This is a genomic window from Arthrobacter sp. FW306-07-I (assembly GCF_021800405.1).
Classification (GTDB): Bacteria; Actinomycetota; Actinomycetes; order Actinomycetales; family Micrococcaceae; genus Arthrobacter.
Genome location: NZ_CP084551.1, coordinates 57,066 through 72,118, shown reverse-complemented (window position 1 = coordinate 72,118; position 15,053 = coordinate 57,066). Strand labels below are relative to the sequence as shown.

The 15,053-nt window shown below is 60.7% G+C and carries 17 protein-coding genes; 10 read left to right on the top strand and 7 right to left on the bottom strand.

What is annotated here, in order from left to right:
• Positions 1-2: 2 nt before the first annotated feature.
• The 4 genes from LFT46_RS21020 to LFT46_RS21315 are packed head-to-tail and all read right to left on the bottom strand — an operon-like array spanning position 3 to position 3,018.
• A complete protein-coding gene (locus tag LFT46_RS21020; protein ID WP_236822170.1) occupies positions 3-1,349 on the bottom strand; it encodes a hypothetical protein in 1,347 nt (448 codons plus the stop codon).
• A 10-nt stretch (positions 1,350-1,359) separates the two neighbouring features.
• Positions 1,360-2,085, bottom strand: coding sequence for a hypothetical protein (locus LFT46_RS21015; RefSeq protein WP_236822169.1), 726 nt, complete (start codon positions 2,083-2,085; stop codon positions 1,360-1,362).
• Positions 2,086-2,097: 12 nt separating this feature from the next.
• Positions 2,098-2,385, bottom strand: a complete 288-nt coding sequence (locus LFT46_RS21010) for a hypothetical protein (protein ID WP_236822168.1) — start codon at positions 2,383-2,385, stop codon at positions 2,098-2,100.
• A gap of 15 nt (positions 2,386-2,400) precedes the next feature.
• Positions 2,401-3,018: a DUF6668 family protein gene (locus LFT46_RS21315; protein WP_336885567.1), complete on the bottom strand. Its 618-nt coding sequence runs from the start codon at positions 3,016-3,018 to the stop codon at positions 2,401-2,403.
• A gap of 143 nt (positions 3,019-3,161) precedes the next feature.
• Here LFT46_RS21315 and LFT46_RS21000 point away from each other — a divergent pair, with 143 nt between their 5' ends.
• The 8 genes from LFT46_RS21000 to LFT46_RS20965 all read left to right on the top strand — a co-directional run bounded on the left by LFT46_RS21000 (position 3,162) and on the right by LFT46_RS20965 (position 11,042).
• Complete coding sequence (locus LFT46_RS21000; protein WP_236822166.1) at positions 3,162-3,449, top strand: helix-turn-helix domain-containing protein; 288 nt, start codon at positions 3,162-3,164, stop codon at positions 3,447-3,449.
• A 30-nt stretch (positions 3,450-3,479) separates the two neighbouring features.
• Positions 3,480-4,562 carry a CHAP domain-containing protein gene (locus LFT46_RS20995; protein ID WP_236822165.1) on the top strand — a complete coding sequence of 361 codons (1,083 nt, stop codon included), beginning with the start codon at positions 3,480-3,482 and terminating at the stop codon, positions 4,560-4,562.
• The gene (locus tag LFT46_RS20990; RefSeq protein WP_236822164.1) at positions 4,559-5,074 is read left to right on the top strand and encodes a hypothetical protein; all 516 of its coding nucleotides are present in this window, start codon (positions 4,559-4,561) and stop codon (positions 5,072-5,074) included. Before LFT46_RS20995 ends, LFT46_RS20990 begins: the two co-directional genes overlap by 4 nt.
• 9 nt (positions 5,075-5,083) lie before the next feature.
• Positions 5,084-6,517, top strand: a complete 1,434-nt coding sequence (locus tag LFT46_RS20985) for a MinD/ParA family ATP-binding protein (protein WP_236822163.1) — start codon at positions 5,084-5,086, stop codon at positions 6,515-6,517.
• Positions 6,518-7,205: 688 nt separating this feature from the next.
• Positions 7,206-8,810, top strand: coding sequence for a hypothetical protein (locus tag LFT46_RS20980; RefSeq protein WP_236822162.1), 1,605 nt, complete (start codon positions 7,206-7,208; stop codon positions 8,808-8,810).
• Positions 8,811-9,461: 651 nt separating this feature from the next.
• Complete coding sequence (locus tag LFT46_RS20975) at positions 9,462-10,094, top strand: AAA family ATPase (protein ID WP_236822161.1); 633 nt, start codon at positions 9,462-9,464, stop codon at positions 10,092-10,094.
• Positions 10,094-10,414 (top strand): hypothetical protein, encoded by a 321-nt coding sequence (locus LFT46_RS20970; RefSeq protein WP_236822160.1) that lies wholly within the window; start codon positions 10,094-10,096, stop codon positions 10,412-10,414. Before LFT46_RS20975 ends, LFT46_RS20970 begins: the two co-directional genes overlap by 1 nt.
• Positions 10,415-10,820: 406 nt before the next feature.
• Positions 10,821-11,042: a hypothetical protein gene (locus LFT46_RS20965; RefSeq protein WP_236822159.1), complete on the top strand. Its 222-nt coding sequence runs from the start codon at positions 10,821-10,823 to the stop codon at positions 11,040-11,042.
• A 173-nt stretch (positions 11,043-11,215) separates the two neighbouring features.
• Here the strand turns inward: LFT46_RS20965 and LFT46_RS20960 are convergent, their stop codons facing one another.
• Positions 11,216-11,644, bottom strand: a complete 429-nt coding sequence (locus LFT46_RS20960) for a hypothetical protein (RefSeq protein WP_236822158.1) — start codon at positions 11,642-11,644, stop codon at positions 11,216-11,218.
• Positions 11,645-12,124: 480 nt separating this feature from the next.
• On the opposite strand from LFT46_RS20960, the gene LFT46_RS20955 reads away from it, so the two are divergent.
• Positions 12,125-12,376: a hypothetical protein gene (locus LFT46_RS20955; RefSeq protein ID WP_236822157.1), complete on the top strand. Its 252-nt coding sequence runs from the start codon at positions 12,125-12,127 to the stop codon at positions 12,374-12,376.
• A gap of 54 nt (positions 12,377-12,430) precedes the next feature.
• Here LFT46_RS20955 and LFT46_RS20950 read toward each other — a convergent pair whose 3' ends face one another.
• Together LFT46_RS20950 and LFT46_RS20945 are read right to left on the bottom strand one after the other, a co-directional pair.
• Positions 12,431-12,778, bottom strand: coding sequence for a GntR family transcriptional regulator (locus LFT46_RS20950; RefSeq protein ID WP_236822156.1), 348 nt, complete (start codon positions 12,776-12,778; stop codon positions 12,431-12,433).
• Positions 12,775-13,206 carry a hypothetical protein gene (locus LFT46_RS20945; protein WP_236822155.1) on the bottom strand — a complete coding sequence of 144 codons (432 nt, stop codon included), beginning with the start codon at positions 13,204-13,206 and terminating at the stop codon, positions 12,775-12,777. Before LFT46_RS20945 ends, LFT46_RS20950 begins: the two co-directional genes overlap by 4 nt.
• A 542-nt stretch (positions 13,207-13,748) precedes the next feature.
• Here LFT46_RS20945 and LFT46_RS20940 point away from each other — a divergent pair.
• Positions 13,749-14,861: a DUF6602 domain-containing protein gene (locus LFT46_RS20940; RefSeq protein WP_236822154.1), complete on the top strand. Its 1,113-nt coding sequence runs from the start codon at positions 13,749-13,751 to the stop codon at positions 14,859-14,861.
• The last annotated feature ends 192 nt before the right edge of the window (positions 14,862-15,053 follow it).

Here is a 15,053-nt window from a genome sequence, read left to right as displayed (position 1 = left end):
TGTCAGGCACCTCCCGTAGATTCGTCGCTCATGTTCTTGATCGCCCCGGACGCGGCCTGGCCTGCTTCAACGCCCTTCTGGGCGGCCAGCACGGCGACGCCACCAGCACCCGCTGCCGCGGCGGCACCGCCGGCGGCCGCTCCACTGGATGCAGCTCCACTGCCTGAGGCAGTACTGCCCGCGCCGGTAGATGCTCCCGGGCCAGCCCCGGGCTGCGCGCCCGTGGCGCCCGAACCCCGGGCGCCGGCTTTTGCAGCCGTGCCGGACGTTCCTGCCGTTCCTTGGCTTCCAGTCCCCGAGGGGCCCTGCGACCCGGGGGTCTGGCTTGATGGGCTGTGGGCTGTGGCCGCCCCGCTGGTGGAGGGGCCGCCGCCTCGTCCGGCGCTGCCCATGCTGATAGCGCCGGATGCCAGTGCACCGACTGTTCCCGCCGCCATGGCCCCACCGCCGCCAGCGACGGCACCCACCATGGGGGTAACGAACCGCATGAGCGCTGGCATGGCGAACAAAGCAATGACCATCAGCGCCAGCCCTGTGACCGTTGTCAGGAGCGCGGAGCCAAAGTCCTTGCCCTCACCAACGTTTCCGAAGATCCTGGTGCCGCTCAGTTGGAAAGCTGTGGCGTAGACGATGGCAGCCGCGGGCTTGTAGAGAATGAAGGCGATCAGCCATGCCGTGCACTTCTGGAACCATCCCTTGCCGGCCTCGGTGTTGGTAAAAGCCGCAGCCGTGGGAAAGATGCCCGTCAGGATGACGAGCAGGCCGCCGCGGATGATCATCAGGACGATCTGCATCACGGAGGCCAGAATCGCGATCAGCCCCAGAAGGATGATCATGATCGAACCGATCGGGCTGGTGGCCGAAAGCGCGAGCAGGGCCGTGATGTTCTCGTTGAACGACGTTCCATCGGTGGAGTTCTTGATGATCCAGGCAGAGAACTGATCCGCAGCGACCGTCAGCAGACCCACCGCGGCTACGCCCGCGCCGGATACAACAATCAAGGTCGCGAGCGAACGCGCCAGATCGCGCAGGGGTGCACCCCGGCGTTCGATCACCATCTTTGCCGACCCCACAAGGACTGACAGCACCGCAAGGGCAGCCGTCCAAAAATAGAGACTGTTCTGCAAATACAACACTGGGTCACTCGCTGTGGAACCACCCGGGGCGGAGGTTATGTCGGGAGTTCCCACATTCACCCAGAACGTACCAAGCGTTTTGATGACGTTTCCCACGGCATCGGCAATTGCTTGAGCCATGTCTTTGATTGAGTCGTTCGCCTTGTCACTGATGAAGTCGCCGGCCTGGCACCCAAAGTTCCACCAGTCACAGGGCTTCCCGTTCTGGTCCATTGGCCGCAAGTTAGACGCCCTCCCAGGGAATGAACCCGCTCAGGTCGGCCAATTGCTTTCCTTCAGGCTGACCGGAAGCAGGAGGAACAGCTTTCCAGTCGCCGCCGGACCATTGCAAGACAACGGGCAATGAGCCGAAGGTTCCGTTGGATACCTTGAATCCGTACTCGATCACGGCGCGCTCCGCCGTGTAGTCCGTCAGCTTGAAGCCAGCCAGTTGGAATGAAGGACCTCCAGAACTACTTGAAGGTGAGGAAGATCCGAGCAACTTGTCGCGCTCTGGACTGTCAACGGTGAGGTACCGAAGAACCAAGTCGTTGTGGCCTGAGCTGGCGAGGATCACGATATTCGCTCCGGCGTATAGCGCCCCGGTTGGTGAGTGTGCGAAGCAGGAACGGAGGCCGTTGGCTTCCGTTTTGCCCGGGCCGAATTCCGCAGGTGATGTTGGGGCGGCGATCTTGCCGACCAATTCCCATTTGGTGTCAGCGGGTGTGGTGGCAGGTTTGGCCTGGTCCCCGGAGGGCAGGCCACATATGCTTGCGGCCGCCGTTGCGGTGGGTTGCGCGCTGGCCGTGGTTGATCCGGTATTGCTTGGTTCGGCTGTCGGGGTTCCTCCGCCTTTGGGCAGGGCCAGGATGATCCCAAGCGCGACAATGATCGCCACGACCACGGCCGAGATGATGAACTTAGGTTTGGTCAGTGGGTTCTGGTCTTCGTTCACTGTCGGTTCAGTCATGGCTGAAGCTCCTTAGACCAGGGCGCCTACGACGCCGCCGGCGGAGGCTGCCAGGATGCAGCCGCCGAGGACCCAGGCGAGGCGGCCGGCGTGCTCGCCGCCTTCACCGCGTCGGTTGTTGATCATCATCGTTCCGGCGGTGATCAGGATGCCCGCGACGGCCAGGCCGAAGACGATCCATGCGACCCATTTGAGGATTGTCAGCAACCCTTCAGAGCCGGGAGGTGCTTCACCGGTGCCCGGGTTCGGTATCTCGGTGATGGCAAAGCTTGACCATTTCATGGCCTTGGAGAACAACATTTAAGTTTCTTCTTTCTACTTGGCCGGGAGTCCGGCAGTGGCGGTTACTGCGATGTGCACCTGCTCCAGGGCGGTGCGGGCTTCTTTGGGAAGTTCTTCGGGGGGAAGGTCGTGGCCGTAGCGCCATCCGTCCACCCAGGGGAAATGCCACACGTGGGGCACTCCCCCGGCCACGACGCGGGAAAAGTCGCGGATCTCTTTAGGGAGCCGGCCGGGAGTGTCGGCCATGACCACGAGGCCGGCGACGCGGATCCCGGGAAGGGAACCCGACGCCCATTCAGTTGCCGCGAGCCGTGCTGCACGCAGGCCCGGGATGTTGGAACGGGCCACCAGGACCACAGCGGATCCGGTTGCCGTCAACGGCCAGTGATGGTCGGCTGCCCTGGTGTTCTTGTCCAGACGTGCAAGCGACGTCTCGCCTGCGCCGCCGTGGACACCAAGCCACCAGAAAGCCGGCTCCCTCCCGGAGACATTCCTTCTCGGAAGCCGGTCCGCCTGATCCGGCTGCGGCACACTCAACTGCGGCTTTGTCGCCCCTGTAGGAACGAATGAAACCTGTTCCTGAATGACTGGAACAGGTTCGTCAATGGTTTCTGCCCCGAACGTCACCCAGCGATTCTTTGAGACCGGCATTTCACATCCCCCTGTAATGTCCGCAAAGATCGTATCGGTACCATCCGACACGAAAGGCCAAAAGTGACCCCCAACAACAGCTTTAGTACCTTTCAGTCACTTCCAGTACATCACAGTACCAATTTATGGTCTACGATTGCTTCATGCGGTGGGACGGACTGAGCGTGGACCCCAAGTACCTGGAAGCACTCTTCGCCAAGTACCCGGAGCGTCTGACGCCTCAGGACCTCGAAGAAATCTTCGGGCTCTCCCGGAACACCGTGTACCGCTGGCTCCAAACCGGAGTGATTCCTGCCTACCAAGTCGAGAAGACATGGTTAATCGCCAGAGATCAAGTCAAAGACTGGGTCTGGGAAAACCGGAACACCCTCAGGAAGGGCCAGACACCGGAAGCGAACACCGCAGACGAGGCAGACCAGGACCAGCCGTAAGGCGCAGCAGGACAGATGTGAGGGGGACACATGCAAGCACGAACGAGCGGGCCTGTGCTGGCCGCTGGTGCCGTCCTCGCACCCATCGGGCTGGTGCTCTCCATCATCCTGTTCGGCGGAGGCTCCACGGCGGATGCCGACGTCTGCTCACCCACGGCCGGCAGCGTCAGCGTTGACGAGGCCCGGCTGCCCAAGGTCGCCATCGCTGGCTACCAAGGCGAACAGCTCCGCAACGCGGCCTTGATCATCAACGCCGGGAAAGCCATGGGCCTGTCCGCCAGGGCCCAGACCATAGGGGTCATGACCGCGATGGGAGAGTCCGGCCTGCGCGTCCTGGACCATGGTGATGGTCCCGGCCCGGACTCCCGGGGCCTTTTCCAACAGCGCGACAACGGCGCCTGGGGCACCTACCAGGACCGCATGAACCCCACGGCCTCCGCCACCCACTTCTTCACAGCCCTGACGAAGATCAGCGGCTGGGAACAGCTCGAACCCACCACCGCCGCGCACAGGGTCCAACGCAACGCCGACCCGTTCCACTACCAGACCTATTGGCCTGCAGCCGTGGAAGTCGTGGCCGCCCTGGGCGATACCAAGATCACCGACACCGGAGGGACAAGCTCCTGCGGCATCCCCGGTGAATCCGGCAAAGGCGATGACCTGCCGTGGCGCGCATCCAGGGTCTACCAGCCCTCTCCGCTGGGCATGTTCAACCGCGAATGCGTTGACTTCGCTCTCTGGCGCGTCAACCAGCAACTGGGCAGCAGCACCGCCCCCTACAAGATCCTCAACGGCACCTTCCGGCCCGACGGCGCCCTGCTCGGTTCTGCCCTGACCTGGAAGGACGGCTGGGACGCCAAAGGCTGGCCCACCGGCATGACGCCCCGTGTTGGCGCGGTCGTCTGGTACTCCCCCGGCACCGGAGGCGCGGACGGGACCTACGGCCACGTCGCCATCGTCAAAGCCGTCAACGGCGACGGCAGCTTCCTCGAAGAGGGCTACAACGGCAATCCCGCCCCGAATGACCACACCTACTACACCCGCACGGTCCAGAACGGCGCTCCCAGCGCCTTTCTCTACCTGCCCGGCAGCGACTCACCGGAGGAACCATGAAACGCACCCTGACAGCCCTCACGGCCCTGCTCATGTGCACCGCCTGCGCGCCGGTATCCAGTTCAACGCCGGCGGAATCGTCGGTCAGTACGTCCGCCACGAGCCCGGCCACGCTCAGCGCCGGCGGCAAGCCCCAGGCTCCCGGCGGCACTGCCCCGGCCACCCTCGGCATCGCCTGGGACGCGGTAAGCAAGACAGCCGCGTTGGAAACCGCGACCAAGGCCATGACGCTGTACGCCCGGCCTACGGTCACGGACAAGGCATGGATCCAGGACCTCGGCCAAATCCTGACCGCCCAGGCCACCGCCGATTACCAGTACGTTGACCCCGCCAACATCCCGGCCACCAAGGTCACCGGAACAGGCCAAGTCAAGATCGATGAGACCAACGGCTTCGGCTGCCACGTCGTGATTCCCACCGACGCCGGCGATTACGACGTGCAGCTGCTACGCAGCACGGCTGACAAGCCCTGGCAGGTCAACCGCTTCACACCCCCGAACGGCACAAAGTAAGGACAGAAGATGGAAACTCAGGCACTCGACTTCCCCAAAATCAACGCCGTCCTGCGCACCAACGGAACCGGCGAAGTCACTATCAACGGGACCTCCCACGCGATCGAGGCCGCCGACGAGGCCGCCGTCCTCACCGATGCGCTGCGCCTCATCACCGAAACCGCTGCCCAGCTCGGCCGACCCGTCCAGGTCAGCACCACCGACCCGGACGGGCAGGGCCTCATCATCGTCTCCCCCGAGGGCGTCGTCAGCGAGGCCGCCCCGACCAAACCCGCCCCCCGCCGGCAGCAGGACCCCCTGCCCGCTAAGGCCGCCTCAGCACCCGAGCCAGCCCAGGTTTTGACCGCTCCGACCCCCGACGCTCCCGCGCCTGAGGAAACGCCCGCACAACCCGCAGCCACTGCCCCGGCGAGATTCGGTGCAGCGGTCACGGCCGCGCACGCCCAGGAGCCCGCCACAGCCTCCAGAGCAGCCGTTGAGCCGCCTGCCCGGCGCAGCCTCAAAGACGCCTCGTTCCTCATCAGCGCCCCCGTTCTCCAGCCCGCCACCCGTGGTTGGCGCGGTGCCCTGAGCCGCCTCGGCCTCCGCATGGACCCATCAGCCGAAGAGCTCGCCGAACGCGAAGACATCCGCATCGTCAGCCAGCACTGGCCCGGCCCCCGTACCGTGGCCGTCGTCAACCGCAAGGGCGGAGCGAACAAGACACCCACCGTCGTCATGCTCTCAGCCATCCTCGCCCGCTACAGCGGCGCTGCGACCGTCGCCTGGGACAACAACGAATCACAAGGCACACTCGGTTGGCGCACGGAACAAGGCGGTCACAACAACAGCGTCCTGGACCTCATCGACTCATCCCAGGCGCTGCTCTCCCCCAGCGCCCAAGCAGCAGAGATCGCCCAGTTCGTCCACCACCAGACTGCCGACAAGTTCGATGTCCTGCGCTCAGACGAAAACGACGAGGGCGACCACGAAGTCACCGCCGAGGAAGTGGACATCGCCCACCAGGTGCTTACCCGCTACTACCGGCTCATCGTCATGGACTCGGGAAACACCGCCCGCGCCGCGAACTGGCGGAGAATGATTCACCACACCAACCAGCTCGTCGTCCCGGTCACCGCGATCGAAGACCGCGCCGAAGCCGCCCGCCTGACCCTCCAAACCCTCGAATCCCGTGGCGGTCACGACGCCGAACTGGCACGCAACGCCGTCGTCATCGTCTCCGAATCCACCGACGCCAAACGAAGCATGAGCGGCGACGCACTCAAACGCGCCAAAGACGAAGCCCGCAGAATTGCCGACGGCTTCACACCCCACGTGCGCGCTGTTGTCCGCATCCCCTACGACCCCGCCCTGGTCAACGGCCCCATCCGCTACGACGCACTCCAGCCCACCACCCAACGAGCCTGGCTCGCCGCAGCCGCCGCCGTCGCAAAAGGCTTCTAAAAGAGATGAAGCCGACACGCCGTACGTTATGTCCAGTCCCCAGCGTTTCAGAAACTAACGTGAGGGGCATGGCAATTCAGAAACGCGCACGCGGAGGACGCCCTTCAAAAGGGGACCGTCATGTTCTGACTACCCGGCTCCCCGTTGCAGACGCAGAAAAGTTATTCGCTGTTGCAGATCACCAAGGACAGTCGGCTAGTGAGTTCATCGCACATGCCGTTGCTGAAAAGCTCGCCGCTATCGACATGACATTCGTAAGCGGCCAGGAGGAACTGCCTATCGGCCGTATCGCCTCTTAAAAGAGGAAGGCCCGCACTAGGCGGGCCTTCTCGGAAGCATTAAGTCCAGATCCAGTTCTTGGCGGGACACGATCTGAACTTTGACAACACCCACGCTGTGGGTGCCATTTGTGTTACCTCGAAAGGAACTACTGCACACCATGGTACCGGAACCGGTATCGGCGTCAACGCATGCCCTTATGGGTGTCGCGCCGTATGTGAAGCCAGAAGATGCATGGAGCCTTGCTCCGCTGATTGCTGGTGCACCTTCATACCGCTTGGGTCGGTGGGTTGGTTCGCGATTCCAGTACCCGCGACCGCGGGAGATGCCGAAGATTACGCGGTCCCTCCCGCAGCGTCCGGCGGCGGTGATGGTGCATGGACCAGATGGCAGTGTTGCCACCTTGTGCTTGGACTTTGACACATCCAAGGCACTTAAGGGTGTGGTTGATGCGGACGCTGCCCGGGTAGGCCGCTTGTTGTCGTCATGCGGGGTACTGTTTGTCGAGGATTTCTCCCCCAGCGGCGGCCGGCACCTTTACATCCCCGTGCAGGACCGTATGGATGCAGCCGAAGCCAGGGAGCTGGTGGAAGCGCTGGCGTTGACGGTGACGAGCCTGGACCCGAGTCCGCACCAGAACGTCACCGACGGATGTATCCGTGTCCCTGGATCGGTGCACAAGGCCGGCGGCCATCAAACGTTGGTCACTCCACTCTCCCAGGCCTACGACATCCTGCGCCGCCGAAACCCGGCACCTGCGTTGGGGAAGCTTCGGACCGCTCTGGCTCCGGAGCTAACCCGGAAACGCGCACTCAAAGCCAGGGCCGCCAAGACTTTGGCCACACAGCGAACAGGGTCCTTGCCACAACTCTCACTGACCAAGGCCAGTGAGTCTCCGTTGCGCACGGTGGCCCGGACCGGACTGTATGACACGGCCAGGTACAAGAGCCCGTCGGAGGCTCGAATGGCTGTCCTGAATCACTTCAGCGCTTGCGGCTGGTCCCTGCAGCACGTCGAGAACGAGCTCACCGGCCAGTTCCCCGGACTTGCGGCCCTCTACGGCTCCCCGGAACGCCGCGCACGGCTCCTGCCCGTTGAGTGGGCCAAAGCCCAGACCTTCACCTCTACCCGATCGCAGAAACGAGAACCCCGTCAAGAAAGGAAAAAGAATGCCCTTATTAACAACACAAGCCTCACTTTAACCACAGGGGGGGCAACAAATCTCAGCAGCGCTGGCGTGCACCAGCTCGTGAACGATCTGGAAAATGTCCTCTACGCAGTCCTCGACCACAGACTGCAGGCCAGAGGCCGGCAAGGCCTCAGCCTCCGTCTCCTCATCCGCGGACTACTGGGCTACATGCGAGCCAAAGAAACCGACATCCTTGACGTCGGTTGTCGCACGTTGTCCGCCGCAATGGGCAAACACCACGTCACCATCGCCCGGCTCCTGCCCGTGCTCGTCAGTGCTTCAGACGGGATCCTTACCAAAATCGCCGACGCACGCCACAAAACCGCCGACATCTACCTCATCCAACTCCCTGAGCACTACCAACAACTTGCCAGGGAACTGACCTGGCGAAAAGGAAAAATCCACGCCGTCCGGCCCGTCTTCCGTGCGCTCGGAGACGCGACTGCACTGGTATACGAAGCAATCGAACGAGGACGCCACTCCCCCACCACCGCAGAGCTCGTACGCACTACCGGTGTCAGCCGTAATGCATGCTCAGCCGCCCTTGTGGAGATGGAAACTCTTGGCATGATCCAACGGCAAGGACGTGCTTGGAGGGTCACCAATGTCAGTCTTAGAGCATTGGCGACGCGGCTGGGGGTGCTCGAGGACTATCAAGAACATATACACCGGCATCGGTTTGAACGCGCTGCTTGGCATGCGTACCTGGACAGGTTTAGGACTCCGGATTCAATCGTTGAGGGCGAAATGCATGATTCCGAAAGGGATGACTACTGGCTTCCCCCGGATGATGCGGCCGTATGGTGGCGCCGACAATCTGCCTAGGTCTGTCGGGTCATTGGGGGTGCGCTTTTCCAGCGGTCTGATGATGACCTGGAGCCCATTCGGTCATTAGTCAATCGAGAGAGTTCTTAAGTGCTAGCTTTTTAGTAGTATTTTGCTAGCAATGGCGTCGTTTTGGAACGGGTGGCACTACTCTCCCAATCTCATGGAGACTTTTAGCTTGGTGGGCCTTCCGCTTGCGATGACACTGCTAAAGACCACCTTGCCTTTCGCTATAAGTCCTTAGCTCGGGCATCATGATGCAGTCGCGACCCTAGAGTTGCTAGCAAGAAAAGATCGGATTGCTAGCAGACTCCTGTGGATCTGGGAGAGCAACCACTTCGGATCATCTCGGGATGAACGAGCAAACTCTGAGCTCCCTCGACGCGTACCCGCTCCGAGATAGCGAATAAATAGCACTTCTATATCGATATCAATTTGCTATGCATATGCTACACATACGCTAGCGAAACCGGCTAGGGATGCTGGCCGCCCTGCTGGTTTGATACTGCTTTTAAATCGCTACCACTTTGTGCCCATCCCATGAGCGGTGCGGCGATGGAGAGTATCAAAATGGCATTACTTTGATAGTGCTAGCAACAAAATAGCGTGTCGCTAGCCGTTTGCTATCAACCGCGGCGGTACGTTGAAGGCATGATCATTGTGGTGGGTAGTGAAAAGGGCGGCGTGGGCAAGTCCACGGTTGTAACCAACCTTGCTGTCGAGCTGGCGAAGCGAGGGATGCGGATAGCAGTGGTGGATGGCGACCGACAGCGATCTACTGCACGCTGGGCGGTGGACCGAGAAGAGGCTGGGCACGAACCCCGCATATTTGTCGTAGAGAAACTCGGGAGTCTGCACGAGACATTGCGCGAACTCGATACGAGTTACGACGTAGTCCTGGTTGATGTGGCAGGGAAGGACAGCAAGGAGATGCGCACGGCCATGACCGCCGCGCACCAATTGTTGATCCTGACTCAATCGAGCCAATTCGATCTCGACACACTGGCGACAGTGGATAGGTTGATCGAAACTGCCCGGGACTTCAATCCCTCATTGCGTGTAAGGGGAGCTCTTACACGTGTCTCGACTAACGCGTTCGAGTCTGAAAGCGGTGACGCCCGAGACTACCTATCCGATTATCCGAGTATCGAACCAATGCGAACCGTCTTGTATGAGCGCAAGGCTTATCGAGACGTAGTGGGGGAGGGGCTTGGAGTTGTTGAGTGGAAGAACCCTAAGGCGGCAAGGGAAATCCGGGGCCTGGTAGAGGAGTTGATGGGGTAGTGGCAATCAAGAAACGGTCTGCCTCCGAACAGGCTAGGGACGAGGCTATCGAGGCCTTCGGTAACGCGGCCGAACCGCTGCTGAGTCCGCCGGCGGCTAGCGTTGAACGCGCGATTCCGGTTAGGCCGAGCGTCACGCCAACCCTAAGTGATTCGAGGGACAAAGTGAGCGCCAGGACGATGTTGCTTCGTTTCGACGAGGACCGCGAACTCATGGATTTGCTCGCGGCTGTGGCAAAGCTTGAGGGCCGCAAGAAGCATCCGATGGCATTGCGTGCTCTCAGGATCGGCCTCGAGCAGGTGCGCGACAGTTATGAGTAAAACGAACACTATTTTTTTTGCTACCAGTTTGATAGCAAGCCAATAGCATTTGTGGTCACCGGAATGCTCATAGGCCATTTGCCGGACAATGCCAGGAAGGCGAAGTTTGCGCTGGTCAGAAACGGTCGTTTCTGACCAGCGGCTCGGCGAGCCTCCGAAAACCTGTGTCTTCCGGCGATAAGTGGCGGCGTTCTGGCGGCGCTATCTGGCGCATGAGCTCAGCCCGCAAGGGGATCGGTCAAAGTGCGCTTTCCACCTGCACGCGATGGACGTCGCTTTGGCGTTGCGCCCGAGCTGCGGGAGCAAGCTGACTAGTCTGGCTGCATGAACCTACCCCCGACGTCACCTACGTCAATAGTTTGGGCCCAAGATGAGTAGGGGGTTCCAAGCAACAGGACCGAATGTCGTGTCTTCTACTGAAGGCGAGCTTCGCATTGCCCGGGTAGGTCTTTCCGTGAGTTTTCACGGCCAGCAATATGACATAGATTCGGAGATGCTGAACCCGCCCATGAGTATTGTCATCTATTTTCAACGGAGCTTGGCTGCGAAGACCGGCGATTCAGAGCAGATCCGACAATTCGTCCTGGACGCGCTAGAGTTCCGCGGATTCAAGGTCGAATTGGCGTAGACCGGTCTGGTGCATTCCTTGTGACCTTACGACGTCAGTCGGGCATCCCGTCGCTGACAGGACTCGCCGTTCAGCGATCGACTATGCGCCCGCAAGGGGATGCCTCACCGGACGCAAGATCATTCCTCTAATCCACCGGCTTACGGTGGGCTTTGTCGGTCGCCAAGCTGTTATTAGCGGGGAATTTCGGTGCCTGGAGTAGGAATCCTGTGCTGGCACAGAAGCCATGCATCGAAAGCTTCCGGCGTTTGAAGTCTGCGGAAACTCAGAGGTGGCCGAAAGCGCCCGGTGATCCGGTACTTCTGTCGCACAAGGTTTTCCATCCGCTTCATGAGGTACATGGAGAGCCCCGCTGCGGGAAACCAGACTAGACAAACAAGCCCCATGTAGGCTGCCCCAGAAACGGGCAGATGCGCGAAGACTGAAGCCACATACAACACAGTCAGGATGACAACTGCAAGGTGAGCCTCATTGAACAGCTTTTTGCCTCGTTCAAGTGACTCAACAGCCTCCCGACCCAGACGGCTTTCCCACATCTCCAGTCGCGCATGCATGACCTCTGGACGCGGTTCCCAAAACCATTGGATGGATGATTTCGGCATACGATCTGCTTTCTAGAGAATAAGCCGCTGCCCTTGTACTGGCATCGACTAACAATGTCTACTTCAGGGATCGTAGACCTAGAGAACTCAGTATTGGGGATCTACCCGAACGTAGCAAACAGTAGGCCATCTGTGCGTTTAGCGATCCCGAATCGGACGCCGCGGCGTCCGGCACGCCACCGGCTTATGGGCGCGTTGGAGGTGAAGCCCATTGTTGTTCGCAGGGAGCAGACGACTGTGGTTAACCACCTCGTTCGTGGATACCTGATGGAATCAGACCGTCGAAAATGCCTATCGATAACGCAAGTTCAGGGTTAGCCTGAGCCATGACTGGCAACGATCAACCTGGAAGCGTAATCAGGCAGATAGGGGACCGGCCTTTTCAGATGGGTTTAGAGATGGATCGGGGGAATCGTTGATGTGACCGGAGCACCGAGGAAACTCACGACTAGTAGGCGTACTTGGCAAGCCGCGTACTCTATGTTCGGGCCGTTCGCCATCGCTAACTTCACATTGTTCCTTGTCCTCATCGTGTACGTGATCTTCCAGCCCAAGGCCAGCGATCCGAATACATACTGGGCCATCGGACTGTTGGCAATGCTCATGCTGGTGGCCGGCGGCCTGATGCTGAAGGGACTACTCCGGTTCAGGCTGGTCCATAGATCCCACAAAGAAGACCAGCGGCGCATTGCTGTTGGTCGTCCTCTGGAACCCGAGCGGGACGACGACTAATGTGCGATACCGCGGTGCGCTGTCAAGGATCCTTCTACGTGCAGGCCCCGTCCTCTACCAAGTTGCACGGATGATCTGGAGGACTTCGTTGAGTTCGAGGTTGTCCCGCTTGCATACGTCGGTTAGCTTTCGTGCAGCTCGAGCGACTTCCTTGGAGACGGCCGCGGCGTGGGGACTGACTCGGGTGCCGGCTCCGACTCGAGTCTCAACGAAGTGTTCTTCTTCTAGTTGCTTGTAGACCTTCGCGATAGTGCCGGGGGCGACTCGGAGATCAGCTGCGAGCTGTCGGACCGACGGGAGCCGTTCGTTTGCAGCGAGTGCCCCGGTGGTGATCAGACCGCGGATCTGGTCGTGTACCTGCTCAGCGGGGGTTCCGCCAGTCGTGGAAAGGGCGATGATCATGGCGCGGACTTGATGGTGGACTGCCGCGCCCCAGCGGTCCAGGGAACGGCAGTGAGTACAACGCTGAGGCAGAGCGCTGCGCCGAGGCACGTTGCCACGAAACTGCTGACGTTGAGAAAAGTGCCCAGGGCGGCGAAGGAGGACCCCACGTTGATTACTCCGGCGGTATCGGTGGGGAGCGCACCTCCCACCCTTGATGTTCCCGCCAGCGAGCCGAGGATCGCGGCCAGGTGGAAGAGCAGAGCACCGGTGACCGTAGCGGCTATGTTCCGGCTCTGGATTCGGCGGACAGCAGCGTCCTGTTCTCTGGACTCACCCAGCGGACGGCGGGCAATCAGTGCCAGGGCCGCCCACGCCGCGCTGATCAGAACCACAAGGAGAAACATCGCCGGAACTGAGTAGTACCAGCCGTAAATCGTAGAGCCCACGCTCGTAGTTCCGATTTTGAAACTGAACATGGTGTAACGGCCTGTTTCATCCGGAGCGGATGCCAACCCTGCCGCAACCGAGAGGGCGATCGTAACGCCAACTACAGTGATCAGTGCGACCGGCCAGCCAGCCGAAAGGAAAGTCCACGCTGTCCTTCGGGCAATGCCCGCGGTCGTCGATCCGGAAGGACTCCGGGGGCCGGGAACAAAGAGTACGGCCAAGGCGATAAGCCCGCCAGCCAACGGCATGACAAACCTGGCTTCCTGATTACCAATACTCACGTCCCGCCCCGTCCAGGCGAGCAGTTGCGGCGTAATTGCCATCACCGAGTACAGGCAGCTAACTACGACCGGAAGCAGACCGCCGCTGGCTGCGAGAACACCCGCCCGGCCCCTCAGCACCGCCCGGTCCTTCCAGATCACAGGCCATATGCCAACGGACACTACCGCGCCCAGCAGCAAGGGCGACAACTCCAGAAAAGTGATTCTCCACTGCTGCACGGCGACCTCCATGTATCACTCGATTGACACAAAATGTATCAATGGGGCATTACATCCACAAGGGTCAATTGAGGAGCCTTTACCGGACGCACGGGCCGCCAGAAGCGGTCGTTCAGGTCAGAGAAGTTAACCGCGTCGGTAAGACGCCGCTCGCCTCTTCTCTGCGAAACTTGACTGGCATGGGGCATAAACATCATCAGTGGCTGAAGGACGCTAGTCAGGACATCCAGAAGGACTACGACCAGCTGTTCCGAACGGCGGCCGAATCCGGTCGAACTCAGGAGGTCGGCCATGGAAACGAACGGGTCTGGCAGCGATTTCTCCAGAATTGGCTGCCTCCACAGTATGAGGTCGACACTCGGAAGTACATTATCGGCCCACGGGATTCGGAGGCCACACCATTCGAGACCGACTTAGTGATCTTTAATCCCGGTTACCCAAAGATGCTGCGCGGTATGAACGAGGTCATGTCCGGAGGAGTGGCTGCGGCATTCTCCACCAAGCTCACGGTCAGGCCCGACGGCCTGGACGAAGCGGCACGACACAGCGCCGCACTCCAGAAAGTCGTGGGCCCGGAACGCGGGCACGCGCGACTCGAGCTTTGGAAGCCCTATGTCTTCGGATTCCTCGCCGCCTCACACTGCTGGAAAGCCGATGGGTCGACACCAGTCAAAAACGTTGCGGAACACCTCTACAACAATGATCTCGAACATTCGCATCACCCATCCGAGAGCATTGACCTTGTGTGCGTAGCGGACTTGGGCACGTGGACAAAGATGACCTGTTACCTAGAACACCCCGGAAGCCCCGGCGAAGGAGATACAGATAAGGTCTGGTGGAACCCGGAGATGGCGGCTTTTGGCGAGACCATTACAACCTCCCACACACATATCAAATCGAACGACGATGTGACCCCTCTGGCGCTCTTCCTCTCAGCGCTCTATGGCTTCATGTCTTGGCGGAATCCCGACATGAGCGACATCGCGAACGACTTCCGCAGGTCCAACAGCGAACCGGCTGGGTCCGGCTTCTCACGCCTTTGGGCCGCCCACAAGGTGCTTAGCGACAATGCCCTTCTTGAGATGCGGGGGACTCTGTATGAAGACGCCAACCGTCTCGACTCGAAGATCCAAGGCCACTTCATCTGGCACTAGAGGCTGCGAGAAGGCAAAGGCTCTATCTTCCGCAGAGCAGGAAGCCCGCGCAGGCCGTCGGGCCTATCGCTCGCTGGATGCCTGCAGTGCTGGGCCTACATTACGCCAAGCGCTCGAGCGGCTCGTCGGTCACTGGCCGAGAGACATTGAGATGGTCGAAGGGGTCCTCCGCGAGAACTTCTAGGATGCCGT